17 protein-coding genes are annotated in these 21,031 nt (G+C 73.4%); 8 read left to right on the top strand and 9 right to left on the bottom strand.

The annotated features are described in order from the left end of the window. The first annotated feature begins 9 nt into the window (after window positions 1-9). Together ACFOX0_RS14965 and ACFOX0_RS14960 are read left to right on the top strand one after the other, a co-directional pair. The gene (locus ACFOX0_RS14965) at window positions 10-1,290 is read left to right on the top strand and encodes a type VII secretion protein EccE (RefSeq protein ID WP_377545864.1); all 1,281 of its coding nucleotides are present in this window, start codon (window positions 10-12) and stop codon (window positions 1,288-1,290) included. Next, window positions 1,287-2,786, top strand: coding sequence for a hypothetical protein (locus ACFOX0_RS14960; protein ID WP_377545862.1), 1,500 nt, complete (start codon window positions 1,287-1,289; stop codon window positions 2,784-2,786). The genes ACFOX0_RS14965 and ACFOX0_RS14960 overlap by 4 nt, the downstream gene beginning before the upstream one ends. 78 nt (window positions 2,787-2,864) lie before the next feature. Here ACFOX0_RS14960 and eccCa read toward each other — a convergent pair whose 3' ends face one another. After that, the gene (gene eccCa, locus ACFOX0_RS14955; protein ID WP_377545860.1) at window positions 2,865-6,830 is read right to left on the bottom strand and encodes a type VII secretion protein EccCa; all 3,966 of its coding nucleotides are present in this window, start codon (window positions 6,828-6,830) and stop codon (window positions 2,865-2,867) included. 147 nt (window positions 6,831-6,977) lie between these two features. Here eccCa and eccD point away from each other — a divergent pair, with 147 nt between their 5' ends. Together eccD and eccB are read left to right on the top strand one after the other, a co-directional pair. Then, window positions 6,978-8,399: a type VII secretion integral membrane protein EccD gene (gene eccD / locus ACFOX0_RS14950; RefSeq protein WP_377545858.1), complete on the top strand. Its 1,422-nt coding sequence runs from the start codon at window positions 6,978-6,980 to the stop codon at window positions 8,397-8,399. Between the two features lie 67 nt (window positions 8,400-8,466). After that, complete coding sequence (eccB, locus tag ACFOX0_RS14945; RefSeq protein ID WP_377545856.1) at window positions 8,467-9,882, top strand: type VII secretion protein EccB; 1,416 nt, start codon at window positions 8,467-8,469, stop codon at window positions 9,880-9,882. A gap of 79 nt (window positions 9,883-9,961) precedes the next feature. Here eccB and ACFOX0_RS14940 read toward each other — a convergent pair whose 3' ends face one another. After that, window positions 9,962-11,215 carry a S8 family serine peptidase gene (locus ACFOX0_RS14940; protein WP_377545854.1) on the bottom strand — a complete coding sequence of 418 codons (1,254 nt, stop codon included), beginning with the start codon at window positions 11,213-11,215 and terminating at the stop codon, window positions 9,962-9,964. A gap of 90 nt (window positions 11,216-11,305) precedes the next feature. Continuing rightward, window positions 11,306-11,860: a hypothetical protein gene (locus tag ACFOX0_RS14935; RefSeq protein WP_377545852.1), complete on the bottom strand. Its 555-nt coding sequence runs from the start codon at window positions 11,858-11,860 to the stop codon at window positions 11,306-11,308. A gap of 162 nt (window positions 11,861-12,022) precedes the next feature. Between ACFOX0_RS14935 and ACFOX0_RS14930 the strand changes: the two genes are divergently transcribed. From ACFOX0_RS14930 to ACFOX0_RS14915, 4 genes are read left to right on the top strand one after another with little or no spacing between them, the layout of a single operon-like run. After that, window positions 12,023-12,745: a YwqJ-related putative deaminase gene (locus ACFOX0_RS14930; protein ID WP_377545850.1), complete on the top strand. Its 723-nt coding sequence runs from the start codon at window positions 12,023-12,025 to the stop codon at window positions 12,743-12,745. Next, window positions 12,745-13,878: an SUKH-3 domain-containing protein gene (locus ACFOX0_RS14925; RefSeq protein ID WP_377545849.1), complete on the top strand. Its 1,134-nt coding sequence runs from the start codon at window positions 12,745-12,747 to the stop codon at window positions 13,876-13,878. Before ACFOX0_RS14930 ends, ACFOX0_RS14925 begins: the two co-directional genes overlap by 1 nt. Further along, window positions 13,878-15,383, top strand: a complete 1,506-nt coding sequence (locus tag ACFOX0_RS14920) for a hypothetical protein (protein ID WP_377545847.1) — start codon at window positions 13,878-13,880, stop codon at window positions 15,381-15,383. Before ACFOX0_RS14925 ends, ACFOX0_RS14920 begins: the two co-directional genes overlap by 1 nt. Window positions 15,384-15,392: 9 nt before the next feature. Continuing rightward, window positions 15,393-15,779, top strand: coding sequence for a hypothetical protein (locus ACFOX0_RS14915; RefSeq protein ID WP_377545845.1), 387 nt, complete (start codon window positions 15,393-15,395; stop codon window positions 15,777-15,779). Between the two features lie 16 nt (window positions 15,780-15,795). On the opposite strand, the gene ACFOX0_RS14910 is transcribed toward ACFOX0_RS14915, so the two are convergent. From ACFOX0_RS14910 to ACFOX0_RS14885, 6 genes are all read right to left on the bottom strand, one after another. After that, window positions 15,796-16,893 carry a TY-Chap domain-containing protein gene (locus tag ACFOX0_RS14910; protein ID WP_377545843.1) on the bottom strand — a complete coding sequence of 366 codons (1,098 nt, stop codon included), beginning with the start codon at window positions 16,891-16,893 and terminating at the stop codon, window positions 15,796-15,798. After that, window positions 16,890-17,456 carry a hypothetical protein gene (locus ACFOX0_RS14905; protein ID WP_377545841.1) on the bottom strand — a complete coding sequence of 189 codons (567 nt, stop codon included), beginning with the start codon at window positions 17,454-17,456 and terminating at the stop codon, window positions 16,890-16,892. The genes ACFOX0_RS14910 and ACFOX0_RS14905 overlap by 4 nt, the downstream gene beginning before the upstream one ends. Before the next feature lies 1 nt (window position 17,457). Further along, window positions 17,458-18,762, bottom strand: coding sequence for a hypothetical protein (locus ACFOX0_RS14900; RefSeq protein ID WP_377545839.1), 1,305 nt, complete (start codon window positions 18,760-18,762; stop codon window positions 17,458-17,460). Further along, window positions 18,759-19,292, bottom strand: coding sequence for a DUF6301 family protein (locus tag ACFOX0_RS14895; RefSeq protein WP_377545837.1), 534 nt, complete (start codon window positions 19,290-19,292; stop codon window positions 18,759-18,761). The genes ACFOX0_RS14900 and ACFOX0_RS14895 overlap by 4 nt, the downstream gene beginning before the upstream one ends. Window positions 19,293-19,388: 96 nt before the next feature. Beyond that, window positions 19,389-19,784 carry a hypothetical protein gene (locus ACFOX0_RS14890; protein ID WP_377545835.1) on the bottom strand — a complete coding sequence of 132 codons (396 nt, stop codon included), beginning with the start codon at window positions 19,782-19,784 and terminating at the stop codon, window positions 19,389-19,391. Further along, window positions 19,781-20,923 carry an outer membrane protein assembly factor BamB family protein gene (locus ACFOX0_RS14885; RefSeq protein WP_377545833.1) on the bottom strand — a complete coding sequence of 381 codons (1,143 nt, stop codon included), beginning with the start codon at window positions 20,921-20,923 and terminating at the stop codon, window positions 19,781-19,783. Before ACFOX0_RS14885 ends, ACFOX0_RS14890 begins: the two co-directional genes overlap by 4 nt. Window positions 20,924-21,031: the final 108 nt, after the last annotated feature.

Genomic DNA, 21,031 nt, shown 5'->3' with positions numbered 1-21,031 from the left:
GCAGCCGGCATGAGCCAACGCAGCGCGGCCGCGGCGACGGTGCCGACGCGGCCGGAAGGGGACGCCGCGGCGGATCGCACCACTACCCGGGGCCAGTCCCGGCCGCCGATCCTGACCCCCCGTCGCAGACCCGGTCACCTCGGCCCGATCCACGTCACGCAGCTCCTGCTGATCGAGGCGGTGCTGGTCGCGATCGCCGCGATCAGCCCGTACGGGTTGCTCGCCGTGGTGCCGGTGGTGCTCGTCTCGGTGGTGTTGCTGGGCGTCGTACTGGCCCGCCGCAAGGGTCGGTGGTGGTTGGAACGCCGGATCATGACCCGCCAGTTCCGGCGCCGCCAGCAGGGCGTGGCCGGGGCGACGCTCGGCGCCGACCCACGACTGGCGGCATTGCGGGCGCTCGCCCCGGGGCTGGTGGTGGAGAACGTCACCACCAGCGACGGTGCCCGGATCGGGGTGGCCCGGGACGACGCGGGCTGGTACGCGGTGGCCTCGGTGGCCCCGGACTCCCCGGTGGACGACGGGCCGACCACGTTGCCGCTGGAGAAACTGGCCAGCACCTTCGTCGAGGCCGACCAGCCGGGCGCGGTGCTGCAACTGGTCACCCACACCCTGCCGGCGCCGAGCATCGACACGCATCCGTCGTCGCCGGCCGGGCACTCGTACCGGCAGCTGCTGGCCCAGTTCGGCACGGTGGCCGTGCCGGCGGACCGGGCCACCTGGCTCGCCGTACGGCTGGATGCGCGGACCTTGGCCCAGGCGCTCGGCGACGACCCGGCGGACCTGGAACAGGCGCCCGCGGTGACCGCCGCGCTGATCCGTCGGGTGACCAAGTCGTTGCACCGGGACGGCATCGCGCACCGGCTGCTGGACGCCGACGGGCTGCTCGCCGCGCTGGCCCGCTCCTGCGACCTGGAGCCCACCGGGCAACCGGTCGAGGCCGTGTCGCCGCGCGAAGAGTGGACCGAGTGGCGCTCACCGCGGTTGGCGCACCGGTCCTACTGGGTCCGCGGTTGGCCGCCGGTGGGGCAGGCCGGCGCCGTGCTCGGCACCTTGAGCGGGGTACCGGCGGCGATGACCAGCGTCGCGCTGATCCTGGCCCAGGACGACGACAACGGTCTGCTGGATCTGCGCGGCCTGGTCCGGGTGGCCGCACCGGCCGGTGAGTTGGCGCAGACCTGCCACGGACTGACCCGCGCCGCCCAACAGGTGCGCGCCGAACTGTTCCAACTGGACGGAGAGCAGGGGCCGGCGGTGTACGCCACGGCACCGACCGGGGGTGGCGCGCGATGACGAGGCCCGGAGACCAGGAACGCCCGCGCGACGACCAGTACGGCGTCGTGCCGCCGGCCGTGCCCGGATCGATCGGGCGGGCCACCGTCCGGCCCGGACAGAATCCGCCCGCCGGGCAACAGCCACCGGGCCAACCGCCGCAGGGACAGCCGCAACCGGGACAGCCGCAGCCGGGACAGCCACGGTTGCCCGGCCAGCCGTACCCGCGACAGGGCTATCCGCAGCAGGCTGGCCAGCCACATCCCCACCAGGCCCACCAGCCGCACCAGGCCCAGCAGCCGCAGCCGGGACAGCAGTATCCCCGGCAGGGACAGCCGGTGCCGCCGCAGCGGGGCTACCCGCAACCGGGCTACCCGCAGCAACAGCCGTACCCGCACCAGGGGGCGCCGCAGCCGGGACGGCCGCAGCAGCCGTACCCGCAGCAGGGCTATCCGCAGCAGGGCTATCCGCAGCAGCCGTACCCGGCGGTGGCGCCGCAGCCGCCCGGCGGTGGTCAGGGCGCGGCGGTGATCGGCCGGCCCGCCGCGCCGGCTCAGGCGCAGGCCGCGCCGGCACCGGCTCAGGCCGCGCCGGCACCGCCAGCGGCGGCGTCCCCGGTCTCGGCGCCGGTCCACGGGCCGGCGCAGACCGCGCCGGCGCCGGTCGCCGGCGCACAGGGTGCCGCGGCGGCAACGGCGACCGCCGCGGCGGTCGCCACAGCCCGGCCGACCGCCGCGCAACTGCCCGCCTCGCTGGCGCTGCCGGGTACCGAGCAGAAGGGTCCGGACACCGAGGGCCCTCACCCGCCGGACAAGGACGGCTTCCGGAGCCTGGGTGGTCGGATGGCCCGGCTCCGGATCGGCTCACACACCGTCTCCCGGTCGGCGTTGACGCAGTTCCGGGTCTCCGGCCGGGGCACCGGCCTGATCCTCGGCGCCGACCAGCACAAGTCGCCCGTCTCGGTCCGGCTCTTCCGGCCGCAACCGACCCGCGTAGCGCTGGTCGGCGGCGCCTGGGCGAGCCAACTCGTCGCCTTCCGGGCGCTCGCGCTGGGCACCCGGGTCGCGGTGATCACCAACCAGCCGCACGGCTGGCAGGGTTTCGGCGAGCGGGTCACCGGCCGCACCGACCGGATGTCGGTGTACGGCGCCGAGCAGCAGGTCACGCTCAGCGGCACCGCCGCCCAACCGGTGCTGATCATCCAGGACCTCGGCCTGGGCGGCAGCGCCCGATCGGTGCCGCTCGGCCCGTGGCAGACCCAGCTCACCGTGCTCCGGACCCTGGACCGGTCCGGTCTGCCGGCGGTGCAGGACGCCGATCTGGTGCTGCTGCAACGGATCGCGGCGACCGAGGCGCCGTTCGTCACGAGCGCACTGCGGCTGCCGACGAACAGCGTCCGGTACCTGCAGACGATGGCCGACGACATGATGGCCCTGGTGGCCGGCGGCACCGACCACTACCTCTGGTTCGCCCAGACCGACGTCGAGCGCCAGTACGGCGGCCCACCCCGCCGCTGAGCCACGCCACCGCCGTGCCCCGCGGCGGCCCGGCGCGGCCCGGCCGACGCCGGGCCGCGGTGGGTTCGCGTCGGCCGCCTACTGAGCCGGTGGGGTCCAGGCCAGCTGGACCAGTTGGGCGCCGTGCCGGCGGGTGAACAGCCAGGCTCGGCCGGGCGGCAGGAACTGCGGCTTCATGTTGCCGAAGAGCGCGCCCTCCTCGCGCGGGCCGGACATCATGATGCCGGGTGAGGCGAGTTCCCGGATCCGGGCGATGATCGGGTCGAACATCGCCCGGCCGGCGCCACCGATCCGGCGGGTCATGATGAGGTGCAGGCCGATGTCCCGGGCCTGGGGCAGGTACTCCAGCAGCGGCCCCAGCGGGTTCGTCGCCGCGCCCGCGACCAGGTCGTAGTCGTCGACCAGGAGGTAGAGGTCCGGGCCCTTCCACCAGCTGCGGTTGCGCAGCTGTTCCGGGGTCACCTCCGGGCCGGGCAGCCGCTCCTGCATCACCGTGACCACCTGCTTGACCAGGTCCGCGGTGGTCTGCTGGGACGTGCCGTAGCCGATCAGGTGGTCGGTCTCGACCGTGCCGAGCAGGCTGCGCCGCAGGTCAACCAGGATCAGCCGGGCCTCGCTCGGTTGGAAGTTGGCCGTGATGGTCTTGGCCATGCTGCGCAGGAACGAACTCTTGCCGGCCTCGATGTCGCCGAACAGCAGCAGGTGCGGCTCGGCGTCGAAGTCGAGGTGGACCGGTTGCAGGTCGGCCTCGGCGATGCCGATCGGCAGCCGGCTGCCCTGGGCCGCCGGGAGCAGCTCGTACGGCAGCTCGTTCGGCAGCAGGCGGACCGCCGGGGCCGGCGGACCGGACCAGTACGAGCGGGCGTACGTGACGAACTCGGCGACCGCCTCGCCCAGGTCGTCGACCCGCTGCGCGTCGTCCAGCCGGGGCAGGCCGGCGAGGAAGTGGAAGCCGTCCGGGGTGAGGCCGCGACCCGGCGTCTTCTCCGGCACGTTCACCGCCGCCCGGCGGTTGATCACCGAGTCGGCGGTGTCGCCCAGCCGCAGCTCGATCTTGGTGCCGAACATGTCCCGGGCCGCCGGGCGGACGTCCATCCAGCGGTTCGTCGCGGCGAGCAGGTGGATGCCGTAGCCGAGACCGCGGTTGCCGATCTCGTTGACCAGCGGCTCCAGGTCCTCGAACTCGGCCCGGACGGTGGACCAGCCGTCGATCACCAGGAACACGTCGCCGAACGGGTCGTCGGTGAACCGGCCCTGCTGCTTGGCCCGGCGGTAGGCGGTGATCCCCTCCACCCCGTTGGTGTCGAAGAACGCCTCCCGGCTGCGCAGCAGGCCGTGCACCTCGGCGATGGTCCGCCGGACCTTGTCGGTGTCCCGCCGGCTGGCCATCCCGCCGACGTGCGGCAGGCCGGACATCACGGACAGGCCACCGCCGCCGAAGTCGAGGCCGTAGAACTGCACCTCGCGCGGGGTGTGCCGCAACACCAGGCTGCCGATCAACGTACGCAGGAAGTTGCTCTTGCCGCTCTGCGCGCCACCGACCAGCATGACGTTGCCGCCGCTGCCGCTCAGGTCGATCCACATCGGCTCGCGCAGCTGCTCGAACGGCTTGTCGACGATGCCGACCAGGCCGTGCAGGGCACGGTCCGGGTCCGGGTCGCTCACGGTGAGGCCACGGTCCGGCGACGGACCGACCGGCCCGAGCAGCTGGGTCAGCGTGGGCGGGTCGTCCAACGGCGGCAGCCAGACCTGGTGGGCCGCGGGCCCCTGGCCCTCCATCCGGGCCACCAGCACGTCCAGCAGGGTCTCGCCGACCGCGTTCTCCTCGTCCTCCGGGTCGACCTCGCTCTCGCCTTCCTCCCGCTCCTGGGGCGGCGCCACGTAGTAGGTGGTGAAGTCGCGGACCGGATCCACCGGACGGCCGCCCACCAGCGCCTGGAACCCGTCCTGCCGGACGATCCCGGAGACGTACGCGGCGCGGAACCGGATCAACCCCTCGGTCCCGGTACGCAGGTAGCCGTGACCCGGCGCCCGGGGCAGCTCGTACGCGTCCGGGACGCCCAGCACCGCCCGACTGTCCATCGAGGAGAAGGTCCGCAGCCCGACCCGGTAGGACAGGTGCGCCTCCAGGCCACGCAGCCGGCCCTCCTCCAGCTTCTGCGAGGCGAGCAGCAGGTGGATGCCGAGCGACCGGCCCAGCCGGCCGATCTGCACGAACATGTCGATGAAGTCGGGGCGGGCGGTGAGCAGCTCGCTGAACTCGTCGACGATGATCATCAGGCTGGGCAGCGGCGCCAGTGGCACCCCGGCGGCCCGGGCCCGTTCGTAGTCGCGCTGTGACGCGTAGTTCCCCGCCTTGCGCAGCAGCTCCTGGCGGCGGACCAGCTCACCGCCGATGGCGCCGAGCATCCGGTCGACCAGGGACAGTTCGTCGGCCAGGTTGGTGATGACCGCGCTGGTGTGCGGCAACCGGTCCAGCGCGGTGAAGGTGGCACCGCCCTTGAAGTCGACCAGGACGAAGTTCAGGATCTCCGAGCTGTGCGTGACGGCCAACGCCAGCACCAGCGTGCGCAGCAGCTCCGACTTGCCGGAACCGGTCGCGCCGACCAGCAGACCGTGCGGGCCCATGCCGTCCTGGGCCGACTCCTTGAAGTCCAGTTCGATCGGGCGGCCGTCCGGTCCGACGCCGATGGGCACCCGGAGCCGGTCCCGGTTGGGTCGACTGGCCCAGGTGGTGGAGAGGTCGAAATCCTGCGGCGAGCCGAGTTCGAGCAGCTCGGCCAGGCCCAGGTCGACGGTGGTGCCGCCCTGCTGGTCGGCGTACGAGGTGGCGGACATCCGCAGCGGGGACAGCTCGCGGCCGAGCACCTCGGCCTGCGCGGCGTCCAACCGGTCGGCCCGGCCCACCTGGGTCGAACCGTCCATCGTCGTACCGGTGATCTCGCCGTCCTCGGCGACGTCCAGCACCACCGACATCTCGTCCAGCAGGCGCGGCGGTTGGTTGGACAGGTCGAGGATGGTCACCCCGGCCACGCCGCCCTCGGTCATCAGGTGGTCGGACCCGGTGGTGGAGCCACCGTCGATGACGACCACCACGTGCGCACCGGGTACCGACTGGGCCGCGCCGGGGTCGAACCGGGGCCGGTTGGCCAGCACGTCGTCGAGCATCGCCTCCAGCGAGGTGACCGCCCCGGCGAACAGCCGGATCGGTCCGACCGCGTCGACCTTGTCGGGGTGCTGCGCGTGCGGCAGCCACTTCGCCCACTCCCAGTCCGGCCGGCGCTCGTCCGACACGCACAGCCCGATCAGCAGGTCGTCCGGCGCGTGGAAGGTGGCCGACTGGGCCAGCAGGGCGCGGACCAGGTCCCGCGCCGCGTCGCCCGGGCCGCGCAGGTAGACGTACGAGAAGTCGCGCAGCGCGATGGCCACCGGCAGGTCCGGGACGACCGAGTAGGTGGCGACGAACTTGCGCAGCGCCATCGCGCAGAGCGGTTCGAGTTCGTCGACCGGCCGGGTCTGCGGCGGGATCAGGGGCGTGGCGACCTCCTGGGCGCCGAGCCCGATCCGGACCACGCTGAAGTCCGCGTCGGACCGGCGGCGTTCCCACAACCGGCCGCCCGTGCTGACCGCCGACCACAGCGCGTCCGGGTCCGGGTGCCGGTAGTGGATCGCCTCCTGCTGCTCCCGGATGGTGGTCCGGATCTGGGCGCGCAGCTGGGACAGCCGCCGCATGTACTGCCGGCGTGCCTCGATCATCTCCTTCTTGCCCGGCCCGCTCTGGTTGACCGCCATCATCGCGATCATGCCCAGGATCGACACGCCGTACATGCCACCGGCCACATAGGTCAGTGGGCCGCCGCGCTGGGCACCCATCATCAGGCCCATCGCCGCCGCGCCCGCGCCCATCGGCAGGATCATCAGCATCCGGGTCCACGCCTTGCCGGCGGCGTTGGGCACCTCGGGCGGCGGGTCCAGCACCACCTCGCCGGACGGTAGGGGCGGCGCCGGACGGCGTGGTGGCCGCTTGACGATCACCGATGTCATCCGCTGGACCCTCCCCCTGCGCCGCGGAACGAGCGGGCCAATCCTATAGACCACCTGGCGGGCCGGGCACGCGGCCGAGCCGGCCGGTGCCGCCGTGCTAGGTTGAGCGCCGGAAAACGGCGGCTGACGAACGCAGGGTACGGGGAGGTGACCAGCGTGACGGCCCCGGGTGGCCTCTCTCTGGCCAGAGTTACGGTCGCGGCCCCGAAACGCCGCATGGACGTCGCGTTGCCCGACAATCTGCTCGTCGCGGAGTTGCTGCCGCACCTGCTCCGGCACGCGGGCGACGACCTGGGCGGCACCGACGAGCGACACGGTGGCTGGGTGTTGCGGCGCGCCACCGGCGCCGTGCTGGAGCCGAACCGCAACCTCTCCGTGCAGGGCATCCGCGACGGTGAGCTGCTGCACCTCGCGCCGCGCCGGGAGGACTGGCCGGAACTGGCGTACGACGACGTGGTCGAGGTGATCGCGGGCGGCGCCCGGCGGGCCGGCCGGTCCTGGGGCAACGCGGCGACCCGCCGCTGCGGGATCGCCGTCGCCAGCCTGGTCTTCGGCCTCGGCCTGGTCGCGTTGCTGCTGTCCGGTCCGCCGTGGCCGCTGCCCGCCGGGGTGGCCCTCGGTGTCGCCGCGGTGCTGGCGATCCTCGGCATCCTGCTGTCCCGCGCCTTCTCCGACGCCGGCGCGGGAGCCGGGGTGGCGGCCGCCGGCCTGCCGTACGCCTTCGTCGGCGGCGCCCTGGTGGCCGCGCCCAGCGGACTGGCCCTCGACGTCACCCAGCTCGGCGCGTCCAACCTGCTGCTCGGCTCGGCGGCGCTGCTGCTGTTCAGCATCGTCGGGTACACCGGCGTCGCCGCGGTGCAGCGACTGTTCATGGCCGGCATCGCCCTGTCGCTCACCGGTCTGCTGGCCGCGCTGCTCTCGCTCGGCGGTACGGCACCGGCCGGCGCCGCGGCGGTCAGCCTGACCGTGGTCATCGGGCTGCTGCCCGGCTACCCGCTGATCGCCAGCTGGATCGGCCGGCTGCCGGTGCCGGAGCTGCCGAACCGGCCGGAGGAGATCCTGGCCGACCGGCCGGTGCCCAAACGCTCCGACGTGTTCGCCGCCGTGGCCCGGGCCACCGAGTTGCTCACCGGGATGCTGCTGGCCGCCGCGATCAGCAGCACGGTCGCCATGGTGGTGCTGGTCATCGTCGACCGCCAGTTCGCGGGTGGCCTGCTGGCGCTGGCCGGCTCGGCCGCGCTGCTGCTGCGCGCCCGGCTGTTCGGCGGCCCGCACCAACGGGTTCCCATGCTGGCCGCCGGCATCGCCGGGCTGGGTCTGCTGGCGCTCGGCTACGCGCTGTCCTCGGGTACCGGCGGTCGACTGCTGGTGCTCGCGCTGCTGATCCTGGCGGCGGCCGCCGTGCTGGCCGCCGGGCTGCTCTACAGCAAGCGCAACCCGTCGCCGTACCTGGGCCGGGCCGCGGACATCCTCGACGTCCTCGCGATCATCGCGCTGATTCCGCTCGCCTGCGCGGTCACCGGCCTGTTCGGCACGATCCAGGGCATGTTCGCGTCCATCGGCGGCTAGCCCCCGTACCGCTTCTGTCCAGCGCCTTCCCGCCACGTGGCGTGGACCGGAAGGAGAGAAGGATTCCATGGCGACACGGCGCGACCAACTCCAGTCGTACCAGTTCATGACCCAGCGGGTGATCTCGGCGTTCGTGATGCGCGAGACCGACCCGGCGCAGTCGCCGCTGCGGCGCGGTGTCGGCGCGGTCTTCGGCGGCCTGATGGTCGCCGTCCTGGTCGCGGCGGGCTTCGGCATCTACGGGCTGCTCACGAAGATCGGCAGCGCCAAGTGGAAGAACGAGGGCGCCGTCGTCGTCGAGAAGGAAACCGGGGCGACCTACGTCTACGTCGGTGGCGTGCTGCACCCGACGCTGAACTTCGCCTCCGCGATGCTGGCCAGCGGCCGGCCCAACCCGGCGGTGTTCCCGGTCTCGGCCAACTCGCTCGACGGGGTGCCGCGCGACACCACGATCGGCATCCCCGGCGCGCCCACCTCGCTGCCCGGCGTCAAGAAGTTGGCCGGCATGCCGTGGTCGGTGTGTGCCGTACCGGGCACCGACGCCGGGGGGCAGCCGAGCAACGTCATCGGGCTCGCCGTGTCGTCGGCACCCACCGGTGCCGTCCGGATGGGCGACGATGGGCTGCTGGTCACCGACGGCAGGGGCGGGCTGACGTACCTGGTCTGGCACGGTCAGCGGTACCGGGTGCACGACGCGAAGCACATCGTGCCGGCGCTGTTCGGCGCGGTCACCCCGGTCCGGGTCGGCACCGCCTGGCTGGACGCCATGCCGGCCGGCTCGGACATCGAGAACGTGCAGGTCGACAAGCGTGGCGAGCCGTCCGGTTCGGTGCCCGGCCGGCAGATCGGCGACGTGCTGGTGGCGCAGACCGGTTCCGGACCGCAGTCGTACCTGGTCTTCGCCGACGGACTGGCCCCGATCACCCCGTTGCAACAGGCCATCCTCAGCATCGACAAGCAGGTACGGCCGGTGGAGGTGACCGTCGGCGAGGTGACCTCGGCACCGCGGTCGGGCCGGCTGCGGTCACCCACCGGGAACGCCCAGCCCCCGACCTCACCGCCGAAGCTGGTCAACCCGGCGCCCGACGCCCCGGTCTGCGCGGTCACCTCCAACGCCAAGGACAACCCCGTCGTGATGGTCGGCGGGACGGTCTCCGGCCTCGACACCGCGCCACGTACCCCCTCCTCGACGTCGACCGGGGTGTCGCTCGCCGACCGGGTGCTGGTGCCGGCCGGACGGGTCGCCGTGGTCCGCGGCATGGGCTCGCCGACCGCCGAGTCGGGTCCGTACTACGTCGTCACCGACCTCGGCATCAAGTACCCCGTGCCCAGCGCGGCCGTGCTGCCGCTGCTCGGCTACGCGCCGGACCAGGCCACCGACGTACCGGTCGGCCTGGTCAGCCGGATCCCCAGCGGTCCGACGCTGGACCCGGCCGAGGCGATCAAGCCGGCCCCCGTCACCGACGCCCGCGCGGGCGGCTGACCCGACGCGGGCCGCGCCGGGCGGCGACCCGCCGGTCGACGGTCGACGGTCCAGCGGCCCGCCGGACGACGGCGGCGGCTCAGGCGGTGGGCCTGGACTCGTCGAAGAGCTGCAGCGGCGGTCCGGGCTCGGTCGGGTCGCTCCGGGTCGGAACCGGGCGGGCGATGGTCGAGCGCCAGAACCGGCGCCGGCCGCGGGGCAGCGCGATCGCCACGAAGACCAGGACGAACCCGACGGCCAGCACGCCGGTGGTGCCGATCAGCGCGAGCTGCCGGCTCCGCGCCCAGACCCCGGCCCCGGGGTCGGCCGGCCGGGTCATCGGCCGCATCGCGACCGGTTTCTGGTCCGACAACTGGTCGTTCAGCGCCGCGTACGGGTTCACGATGCCGTGACCGTAATCGTCGCCGCCGGCCGCCGGAGTGGCGGTCGCGAAGAGCAGCCGGATGAGTTCCCGGGCGTCCAGGTCACCGCGCTTGGCCCTGGTCAGTGCCACCGTCGCGGCGACGAAGCCGCAGGCAACGCCGGTGCCGTTGACGCCGGCGGCCATTCCCCGGCCGCGCTGCAGGGACAGTACGTCGGCGCCCGGCGCCACCAGGTCGACGTAGTCGCCGTGCTGGGAGTTCTGCCACCGGGCGCTGTCCGGGCCGATGGCGCCCACCCCGATCACCCCGTCGTAGCCGGCCGGGTAGGGCTGCGGGTTGCCGCCGTTGGCGTCGCCGAGGTCGCCCACCGCGGCCACCAGGATCACGCCCTTGGCCTGGGCCTTGGCGACCGATTCCTGCAGGGCGGGGCTGCCGGAGTAGCTGACCGTGGAGATCGCGACCACCTTGGCTCCCCGGGCCACCGCCGCGTCGATCCCCCGGGCCAGGACGGCCGGCTCGGCGGTCGACGGGCCGAAGGTCTGCTTGTCGGTCACCCGGACCGGCAGGATGGTCACACCGGGCGCGAGGCCGCTGAACCCGCCGGAACCGGTCGCCTGGGCCGCGATGACGCCGGCGACCCGGGTGCCGGTGCCGGTGCAGTCGGTGTTCGCCGGGCCGCCGTTGCCGGTGGCGTCGAACCCGGCGCTGACATGTCCGCGCAGCTGCGGATGGTTGCCGTCGACTCCGGAGTCGAGCACCGCGACGGTGATCCCGCGACCCTGCGCGAACGGCCAGATCCGCTCCGGCCCGAACATCTGCTGCGGCCAGGGCACCTGGGTGATGACCTGGCCCGGCTCGGCGCAGTTGTCCTTCGGCGCGGCGACGGCCGGCGGGGCCGGCGGGGCCGGGAAGGCGCCGGCCGACGCCACGGCCACGGACACGGCCAACGTGGCGCGCCAGATGCGTCGCATAGCCCGTCGGATCCCTTCTCGTTCAGCGGCGCGAGGGCCGGCAGTGGTCGGCGCTGCGATCCGGCCGGCAGGCAGGCCGCCGCCGCGCCACTACTCGTAGCGGAGCTTCATCTCCATCCGGAAGCCCTCGAGCCGTGCTTCCAGGCGTTCCCGGGTGAACTGGGCCGGGTAGCGTTCCCGCTCGGCCCGGCCGTGCGGCGTCCAGAACGCCGAGTCCGGCACCTCGTCGGTGCCTTCCGGCAGGAACTTGAGCATCTCGGCGAACGCCGCGACGCCCAGGGCGAACGCCTGCTTCCGCTCGGTCTCCCTCTCGGGACTCCCGCTCGGCGGAGCCGAGCCGTCACGGATTCCCATGGTCGCGACCAGGGACCATTCGCCGGCATCGAGCAGCTGCGACGGCTCGGGACCGCCGAAGAAGAACACATCGTCCGGACCCGGCAGGGCCGGGCGCTCCGGCAGCCGGAAGACGAACTCGCGCGGCGCGCGGCAGCTCTGGCACACGCCGTGGTAGCGCCGCGCGGGCGCGTCCTCGTCGTCGGTCAGCGCGCTGTCCCAGGTGATGTCCACACCGCCGCAACGGTCGCACGGATGCAGGTCCATGTAGAGGTGCGCCTCGTCGCGGCTGCGCACGACCGGTAGAGCCATCCTCGCGCCTCCCGTGAACCGTCGAGCGTCCGCCAATCTAGCAGCGCCCGGTGGTCGGGCACGAACGTCGCCCGGCGGCCACGGCGCGCGTACCCGACGGGAACCGTGGTCGTCGTGTCGCACCGTATATCCTGGCGGGCACGAGGCGGGGGAGGCGTGCGCGTGGTCGATCTGTGGGAGTCCCAACTGATCGCGGCCCCCTGGGTCGGCCAGGACGGGTCCGTCGGAGCGCTACCCACGTTCGGGGTGCACGAGTTCGACCTGGGTTATGTCTTCTGGCGCACGCGTCCGTTGGGCCGGCCCGAGGACGTCGGGTCGGGTCGGATCGTCGTCGACCGGCGCAACGGCGAGGTGACCCACTGGCCCTCGATTCCCGTGCCGAGCGTGGTCGAGCAGTACCGTGCGTTCCGCGACCACACGCCCCTCGCGCCGCTCACCTGGGATCCCGTCGAGCGGGCCCGGCGCGATCGAGTGCGCGCGCAGTTTCCGGAGAACGTCACCCACCTGAGCTTTCCCGACGGGCGGCTGCGCACCGGGCGCAGCATGAAGGGCGAGGGTGTCCCCAACCTGCACCCACTGGTGCGCGACATCCTCGACGGACTGCCGGTCGAGTACCGGGAACGCGGCAACGACCGGTGCTCCGAGGTGGCCGTCCTCTCCGACGTGCTGCACGTCGAGGACGCCCGCCGGACTGCGGCCGGCGAGGAGGGGCTGTCGCTCGACGAGGCGCGTGACCGGTTGCTGCGCGGCGCGGACCTGGTGACGTACCGGATTCGCGAGCCCGGCGACCCGTGGGGCGGGCAGACCGTACCGCCGTGCGTCTCCTGCCAGGCGCTGCTGGATCGCCTGGGCTTCGCCCTGCGATCGCCGACGGAGGACGTGTGATGGCCGACCGTTTCAACCCGGAGGTGGAGGCGGCGCTGCGCGACGCCGGATGGACCCCGGGCCGGCATCTGTCCCCCGACGCGGTCACGGCCATGCACCGCGCGGTCGCCGCCGGCCGGGGGCGGTACGACGGTCAGTTGACCTCGGCCTACCTCGCCGACCCGGTGCTGGCCGAGTTCGGCGGGCTGGTGATCGCCCGCGACGGCGCCGGGGTGGACCTCAACCCCCGGCCGTTCGCCATCGACCCGTCCCTGGCCGTGCGGAACGTCGAGACGCTCATCGACGTGGGTCGCGCCATGGGCAGTACCCTCTACCCGCTCGGCGTCGAGGGCATGGACGAGGCCGTCCTCGCCATCACCGACCAGGGCAAGGTGATATCGATCGATCCGGTCGGCGAGTGGTTCCTCGGGAACACGTTCGACGAGGCACTCGACACACTCGTCACCGGCCGCACGCCCCGGCCGGTCGGCCCCGAAGACGGCCGCACTCCCCCGTGGGTCCCTCCGTCGGAGCATCCCACGGAGAGCCTTCCGCTGGGAAGCCTGAGGCGCCCAGTCGGCGCGGCGTTCTTCCTGCCGAAGACGCCGTTCAACCTGCACTACATGTGGTTGCCGAACACCCTGATCCGGATGGGGATCGTCCCGCTGGCCGACCCGACCAACCCGGGCCGGTTCAATGTTAACGAATGGGGTGGGATGCGGTGCGAAGTCCACGTCCTCGACCTGGACTTCTACACCGTCCTTCTGCTCGCCTTCGACCTGCGTGACTACTTCGACCAACGCGCCGAAGCCACCCGCGAGACCGCGGCCGGAGCCACCGGCGAGGACGGGACGCGGATAGACGGAACGACGGTGGGGCGTGCCTTCCAGGTGGCGTGCTCCGCGCTCGCACCGGATCTCCAGGCGGCCTTCCTGCACGTCCACCGTGTGCCGGACCTGCTCCGCTTCGCCGCCGAGGTGGAACTCGACGTGGTGACCGTGGACGGTGACGCGCTGCTCGACCGTGGCTTCGACATGCTCTACCTGACCGACCAGGTCGACTACGACGTGGCCGGGACCCTGGAGATCCGGCCCCGGTACGAACTTCCGGTCAGCGGCGGCCGGCTCGTCCTCGCCGACACAAGGCCGTCTTGATGGACCTTGCCGCGCCCGACGCGGCGCTGGTGCGGTCGTGGAACGACGTGCGCCGCAAAGTCGTCAAGCACCTCCCCCGTGGGGAACGGGAACACCTCGACGCTCTCGTGATGGGCCTGATCGCGCCGGCGAGGCAATCCGTGGGGGCGGAAGAGTTCGATCGGGTTGACCGGACCGACCGCGTGACGATCGGCGCCGAGACCGCCGCGGTCCTCGCCAAGCAGGGTGTGACGGACCTGGAGGTGCTCGCGGCCGCGATCGCGCTCCCATGGTACGACAGCGATCTGGCCGGCAATCGGAACCTGCTGGAGAGCGTCCGCCCGCTCACGTGGCCCGCCGCCATGACCCTGGCGATGACGCGACCGCTCTCCCGGACGAGCGGACATCCGCCGTGGCGTCGGACCGCATACGTGCATCAGCTTCGCACCCTTCCGCCGGTGCTGCGTGCCGCAGCCGTCGTGGTGCGGGACGTCGCGGCTGCGCTGTCGCGGCGTTCGCCGTACTCGCACGTCGCCCAGGCGCGTCCCTTCGATCTCACGGAGATCGCCTCGCTGGAGCAGCCCGTGCCGCCCAGCAATCGGGCGCCGGGCCAGCCGCTTGCCTCGATGCCGCCGCCGGTCGGCAGCCCACGCGAAGCCGTCGACCTCGTCAGGGCTCGTCCATCCGAGCGGTTCGACGCCTATTACATGGAGGTGCCCAGCCTGGGCGTGAACCGTCCGGAGTACGTCGCGGAGGCCCGGGGACTGGTGTACCTCGTACGCTGGGACGTTCCGCCCGAGGAGATCCAGGCGGTGGGACCGCCGGTGAACTACCCCGGCGACACCGGGTACCGCCAACCGTACAAGGAGCCGGGCTGGCTGGTCGACCGGATCACCCGCGAGGTCCGGACCGTCGACCTGCGGTGGCTGCACGTTTCCCGTCTCTGGGCCACACCGCTGCCGCCCGGGTGGCGGCCGAGCGGACGGCCGGCCATCGCGGACGGTCTCGCCGCCGACCTCGCCATGGTGCTGCCGGCGCCGCTGTGCGCCGCGCTCGAACCGGTCATGCGCGAGGTCACCGCCCGCTACGGCCACCTGCTGGCCACCGATACCTGGCCCGACCTGATCGTCGCCTGGCAGATCGCCCGACACACCGTATGGCTGCTCACCGCCACGGGTTGCGCCGATCCGGAACTACTCACCGCGGCCCTCCTGACCGCCCGCGGTACGGCGCCCGCCGACACTCTCGTCGACGACGATTCCGACCTGTGGCGAACCCCCGCGGGCGCCCACGCGAGGACGGCCCGCCCCGCGGACGCCGAGACGGACGACCCCGAGGCCACGGCCCGGGCGCACCGACTCACCACCGCCCCCGCACCGCTGCGCGCCCTGGTCTTCGCCAACGCGTGGGCCCGCAGGCACGCCGAGACCGAACTGTTCGGCAGCACCCCCACCGCCCGCACCCGCGAACTGAACGCCCTGTCGACACTCGTGCACGACCTGCCGACACTCCATCAATTCGTTTAGGATCCGGGGATGACCGAGCCGTCCCAGCCCGCCGACGCCGACCGTTCCGTGACGGCGCGGCCGCTCGAGCCCAGGCCGGCCCCGGCGGCCGCGCAGCCGTCCGAGGCCGGACCGGCCCAGCCGGCGCCCCGGCCGATGGGCGATCAGCGGACACCCGCCAAGCGGGCCAGCGACAAGCTGAAGGACGGGCTGGTGTTCGCCGCCCTCGGTGCGGGGCTCGTGATCCTCACCTGCGTGGGTATCGGCTTCCTGGTCGGCCACGACTTCCCGGGCGTGAAACTGGTGGGCTTCCTGAGCCTCTGCCTCCTCGCGCTCGGGCTGTTCGGCTTCGTGCTCGGGGTCTTCTGGACGGTCCAGGGCATCCTGTGGAGCGTCAAAGCACGCCGCGACCGCTGACCGGGACGAGTCCCGGTCAGCCCCGTCGAATCAGCGCGACGGCCCGGTCCAGTCGCTCCTGGTCCACCTCGGACAGTCGGTACTGCCGCTGGGCCATGTGCCGCAGGAAGTCCGGTTCGGGCGGTACGCCGTACCGGTCGGCGAAGTAGGCCAGCGACTCGGACCACACCCATTCGCCGTCCGTGCGCATGTTCAACGGCACCACCTGCACCCGGTCCGGGTCGAACGGGTCCTCGTCGTACCCCCAGGCGACCGCCACCAACGGCGCCTCACGCAGGTACGCGACCACCGCCGGTCGTTCCGCCTCGTGCAGCCGCGCCGTCGGCAGCACCGCCGTACCGGTCGCGTCCCGCACCCCGTCGACCGCCGCCGCCAGGCGCATCCGTGGGGTGCCGGGGGGCAGCTTCTCCTCCTCCGCCGCCCGGGCGGCGAGCGTGCGCCACCACCGGACGACCTGCTCGGCCGCCTCGATGTCCAGCGGCCGCAGCTCGTCGTCGATCTCGCCGATGTCCGCCCATTCCAGCGTGTCCGTCGGGCGCCAGACACCGTCGGTGTGCAGCGCCTCGTCCACGTTCGACGATCCGATCCGGCTCCGCCGCAGCAGGCCCTTGGGCCGCTCCGGGACGTCCGTCAGACCGAGCCGGGCGAAGTACTCGATGCGGATCATCTCCAGGCCGAGCTCCGGCAGCGGCAGCGGCCGGGACCCGCCCTGCGTGCCGACGGTGGCCTGGTACGCCAGGTAGTTCGGCGAGCCCAGCCGGAGGACGTCCCGGAATCCCGCCACGATGTGCTCCGCCAGCCCCCGGTACTGGGCGGTCGTCGCGGGCCAGTCAAGTTCCATCCGCCAGAACTGGTCCGGGTCGTCGTCGAGCGGCAGCCAGCCCGCCGCCCGCAACCGCTCCTGCTGCTGCCCGGAGAGCCGCCGGTCGGGTACGCGGCCGATGTTGCCCGCGAGTTCCACGTACAGCCGGCCCGGGTTCTGCCAGATCTGCGCGTAGTCGCCGCCGACCGGTTGCCGCACCTCGTGCAACTTCAGCAGCGTGCCAGTGGGCAGCCGACTCAGCACGTCGGCCAGCACGGCAGCGAACTCGTCCCAGGTCATCGGCCGGGTCACCAGGCATCACCCTCCTCGGAATCCGCCAACTCGGCCAGCATCCGGTCGTACGCGGCGCGCGCCGCCTCCAACCGCACCCGACCGAACCGGCCCGGCTCGGCGTCCCGGACCGCGCGCCCCCGCTCGGACCAGAAGGCCGTGTCCGGCACCTCGCCGGCGTCTCCCGGAAGGAACTTGAGCACCTCCAGCACGGCCGCCCGGGCGGCCAGCAGATCGGTACGCAGTTGCCGGCGGGCCGACGCGGAGAGGTTGAAGTGGTCCGTGGACCGGCTGGCGTAGGTGTCCGCCACCCAGAGCCACTCCCCCGCGTCGAGCAACTCGGACGGCCGGTCGCCGTCGGCCCAGACCGTCTCGTCGGGGATCGTGATCTCCGCCGGTTGACGGAACTCGTACGCCCGGGGTCGGCCGCACGCCGCGCACTCGCCGGAGTACCGGCAGATCCAGTCGTCGCCGACCTGGCTCAGCGAACTGGTCGGCTCGAAGTCCGGTTCGCCGCACGGGCACGGATGCAGCTCCAGGAACAGGTGTGCCTCTTCGTTGGTACGGGCCAGCGGCGCGGTCACGTCAGCGACCATAGCGCGTGGGGAACTCGGCCAGCCGCTCGTACCGTTGCTCCCGCAGCCGGGTCACCCGATCACGGCGGAACCAGTCCGGGTCGTGCCGGTGGAACTCGCGGCCGGTCGGCGTCCAGCAGGCGTCCGCCGGCAACGCCTCGACGCCCGGCGGGAAGAACTTGAGCACCTCGTCCAGCGCCCCCGCCGCGCCGGTCAGCAGCCGAAGCAGTTCGTCGTCGTCGAGCAGCGCGGCCTCGTCGGGCTGCAGCGCGCCGTCCGCGACGGCGTCCGGCAGCCAGGCGTAGCCGACGCTGACGGCGGCCCAGTCGCCCGGGTCCAGCAGCCGGGACGGTCCGTCGTCGGGGAAGCTGAACAGGTACGGCGAGCCGGGCGGCAGCCCCGGGCGGGGCGGCAGCCGGAAGGTGAACTCGCGCGGCGCCCCGCAGCCCTCGCACGGGCCGGCGTACCGCAGCACCGCACCGTCCTCGTCGTCGGCCAGCACCCGCATCCGGCTCCGGTCGAACAGTCCGGATCCGCAGTCGCACGGATGCAGGTCCATGTAGACGTGCGCCTCGGCGTACGTCCGCGCGGGCAACGGCTCGTCCGCTCCGGAGTCCGCGGACGGGAGGCGTTCCGCCTCGGGCGGGGTCCGCGGCGCCGGTACCCGGGCGACGGACCCGGTCGCCGTTGTCCGGTCGGCTCCCGCCTCGACGCCCCGCGACTCGGCGGACCGCAGAGCGCCCCGCGATTCGGCGGACCGCAGCTCGTCGGCACGGCGCTCGTAGAAGCGGCGCACGTCGGCCAACCGGTCGCGCCGGAAGGCGTCCCGGCGCAGCGAGCGGACCCGCCGGCCGTGTTCGGTCCAGAACGCCCCGGACGGCACCTCGTCGCCCTCCGCGGGCAGGAACTTCGCCACCTCACCGGCCGCCGCGGCCGCCGCCGCCCAGGCGTCGACGACCGCCCGGTACGTCTGCTCGTCGATCCCGCCGTCAGCCTGGTCCAGCCCGGCCTGCGCCATCCCCGCGTACGCCGCCTCGAGGGCGTACCACTGGCCGGCGTCCACCAGGGTGGACCGGCCGGGGCCGAACCTCTGCCCGGCCTCCTCGGCGGCCCGGTGCGTGACGTGCGGGATTCGTACCTCCCGGCTGATCCGGCGTCCCTCGTACGGCCCGTCGAAGCGCAGGACGTAGTGCTCGTCCTCGCTGTGCAGGGTGGTGTACCGGTCGTGGTCGAGCCAGCTCTCCCCGGCCGGCAGGGTCAACTCCAGAAAGGCGTACGCCTCGGCGATCGTCCTGGCCTCGGGAACTCGGTTCACCAGGCGTCACCCGCCGCCTCGTCGTCCTCGTCTTCGAAGGACAGCTCCAACGCCTCGTCCCGGCGGCGGAGGTACTTCTCGGAGACCAGCGCGAGCTCGACGAAGTACAGGCCCTGGGTCACCCGCAGCGTTCCGCTCGTCGCGGGCCAGCGCACCTCGGGATCCTCGCCCGGTCGACGGTCCACCGCCTCGCCGACGACGTCGGTGACCGCCCGGACCGCGGTCGCGAACGCGTCCCGGTTCACTTCGGTCGCGGTCACCGTCCCCTTGTCCGCCGGGTCGCTGACCTTGACGACGATCTCTCCCTCGCCGTCGCCGAACAGTGCGACGGAGGCCAGCCCGTCGAACACCGCGAGCCCGGTCCGCGCGATCGCGGCGTCCCCCTCGTGCCGGGGCGGCGCCTCGACGGTCCAGCCGAGCTCGTCGGTCAGCCGGCCCAACTCCGCGAGCGACCAGGACAACCGCAGCCCCGCCAGCCGGGTGGCCAGCTCCGAGATCTGCTCCGGCGTCAGGACGTGCTGCTGCGGCATGGGCAGATCGTAGCCAACCCGGTCCCGGCGCTGTACGCCCCGCGACGGAGGGACGCGTGCCCCGCGGTGGCCTCGTCCCACCGGCGGCCGGCCGGATCAGTCGTACGGCAGTTCCTCGCCCTGGTAGGCGGCGTCCATCCGGGCGCGCAGCCGCCGCCGCAGCGGACCGTCCGGTCCCTCGAGGTCGACCAGGTCCGCGACGATCGTCCGTGCCTCGGTCTCGGCGAGACCGGGTCGGCCGGCCCGGACCAGCGCCTCACACCGGCGGATCCGGGCCGCGAAGACCGAGTCCAGCGCGCCGATGACCCGCCGCTCGCCGGCGTAGTCCCTGGCCAGTCCGGCGAGCACCTCGGCGTACTCGGCGAACCTGCCCTCCCGCCAGAGCGGCTCGGCGGCCAGGAAACGATCGTCGATCGCGTTGACCCGGCGCACGGCCCGCCGATTCCGCCACCGGGCGAGCGGGCCGGGCCGCACCGCGTCGCGTCCGCTCACTGTGTCAGCGCCCACAGCCGACCGGGGCCGGCCACGAATACGGTGCCGTCCGGGCCGACCGCCGGGCGATAGGTCAGCGGAACCGGGGCACGCCAGGTCCACACCTGCTCGCCGGCCACACCGACGCAGCGGACCAGGCACTCGTCGGACAGGTCGTACCACCGGTGGTAGTCGTTCCACCGGTCGAGCGTCGGGCCGCACACCACCAGCGCCCGGTCCGGGGCCGGGGCGAGCAGTGCCTGCGGCGGGGTCGGCAGGGGATGTGACCAGACCAGCCGGCCCGTGTCGTCGGTCAGGTGCATCGCGCCGCCGACGCCGCCCGACGCGGCCCGCCCGCCCGGTCCGGCGGCGACCAGCCGCCCCGGCCCGTCGCCCGGCAGCACGGCCACCGGGCTGCGCAGGCCGACCGGTGCCGCCAACCGGTCCACCGTGGCGGCCGCCGGGTCGAGCAGATAGAAGCCGTGCCCGTCCGGCTCGGCGAACTCGACCAGGATCCGGCCGTCGGGCAGTGCCCGCAGCGGACCGTGCACCCGACCGTCGGTCGGCGTCGGCGCGTCCGGCTCGCGGAAGCCGTCCCGGTCGGCGCTCCAGAGCGCCGTTCCGGCCAGGTCGTACGCCCGCACGCTGCCGCCGTCGGCGACCAGCACCCGGTCCCGCGTCGCGAGCAGGGTGACGAACGGTTCGGTCAGCGGCACGGCCCAGCGGACGGGCCCGTCCGGCGCGGATCGGCACAGCATCGGCCCGCGGTCCTGGATCCAGGCGGAGTGCAGCAGGTCGCCGTCCGGACCGGCGGCCATCCCGGAGACCCCGGGGACGGCGATGCTGACCGTGGTAGCGCCGGTGGTGAGGTCCCGGGTGACCAGGTTGCCGTCCTCGTCACGGAGCACCTTGTCACCGGCCAGCAGAACCGGTTCGCCGAGCAGTCCGAGATCCGTGCGTACCAGCCAGCCCGGCCGGCCGGAGGGGTGCACCACGGCCAGGAATCGGCGGGTGGAGACGACGACCCGACCGTCCGGCGTGACCAGGAGGTGCCCGTCGTCGGCCGGCGGAAGGTCGATCGACCATTGGACACGCTCGTCGCGGAGCGCCGGGGCGCTCTCGGTCGCGTCGGGCGGGTCGGCTCCGTCGACGAGGCGCATCAGTTCGTCCCCTCCTGGCCGGCGTACGGCGGGCTCGGACACCCGCGACCGCCGGTCCCGCGGTCGCCGGTCCACCCCAGGCTACCGAACCCGGCACCGGGTACGGTG

Origin of the sequence: Micromonospora zhanjiangensis (assembly GCF_042650605.1) — a bacterium.
Taxonomy (GTDB): Bacteria; Actinomycetota; Actinomycetes; order Mycobacteriales; family Micromonosporaceae; genus Micromonospora_J; species Micromonospora_J zhanjiangensis.
This window is presented reverse-complemented; position numbering and strand designations above follow the sequence as displayed.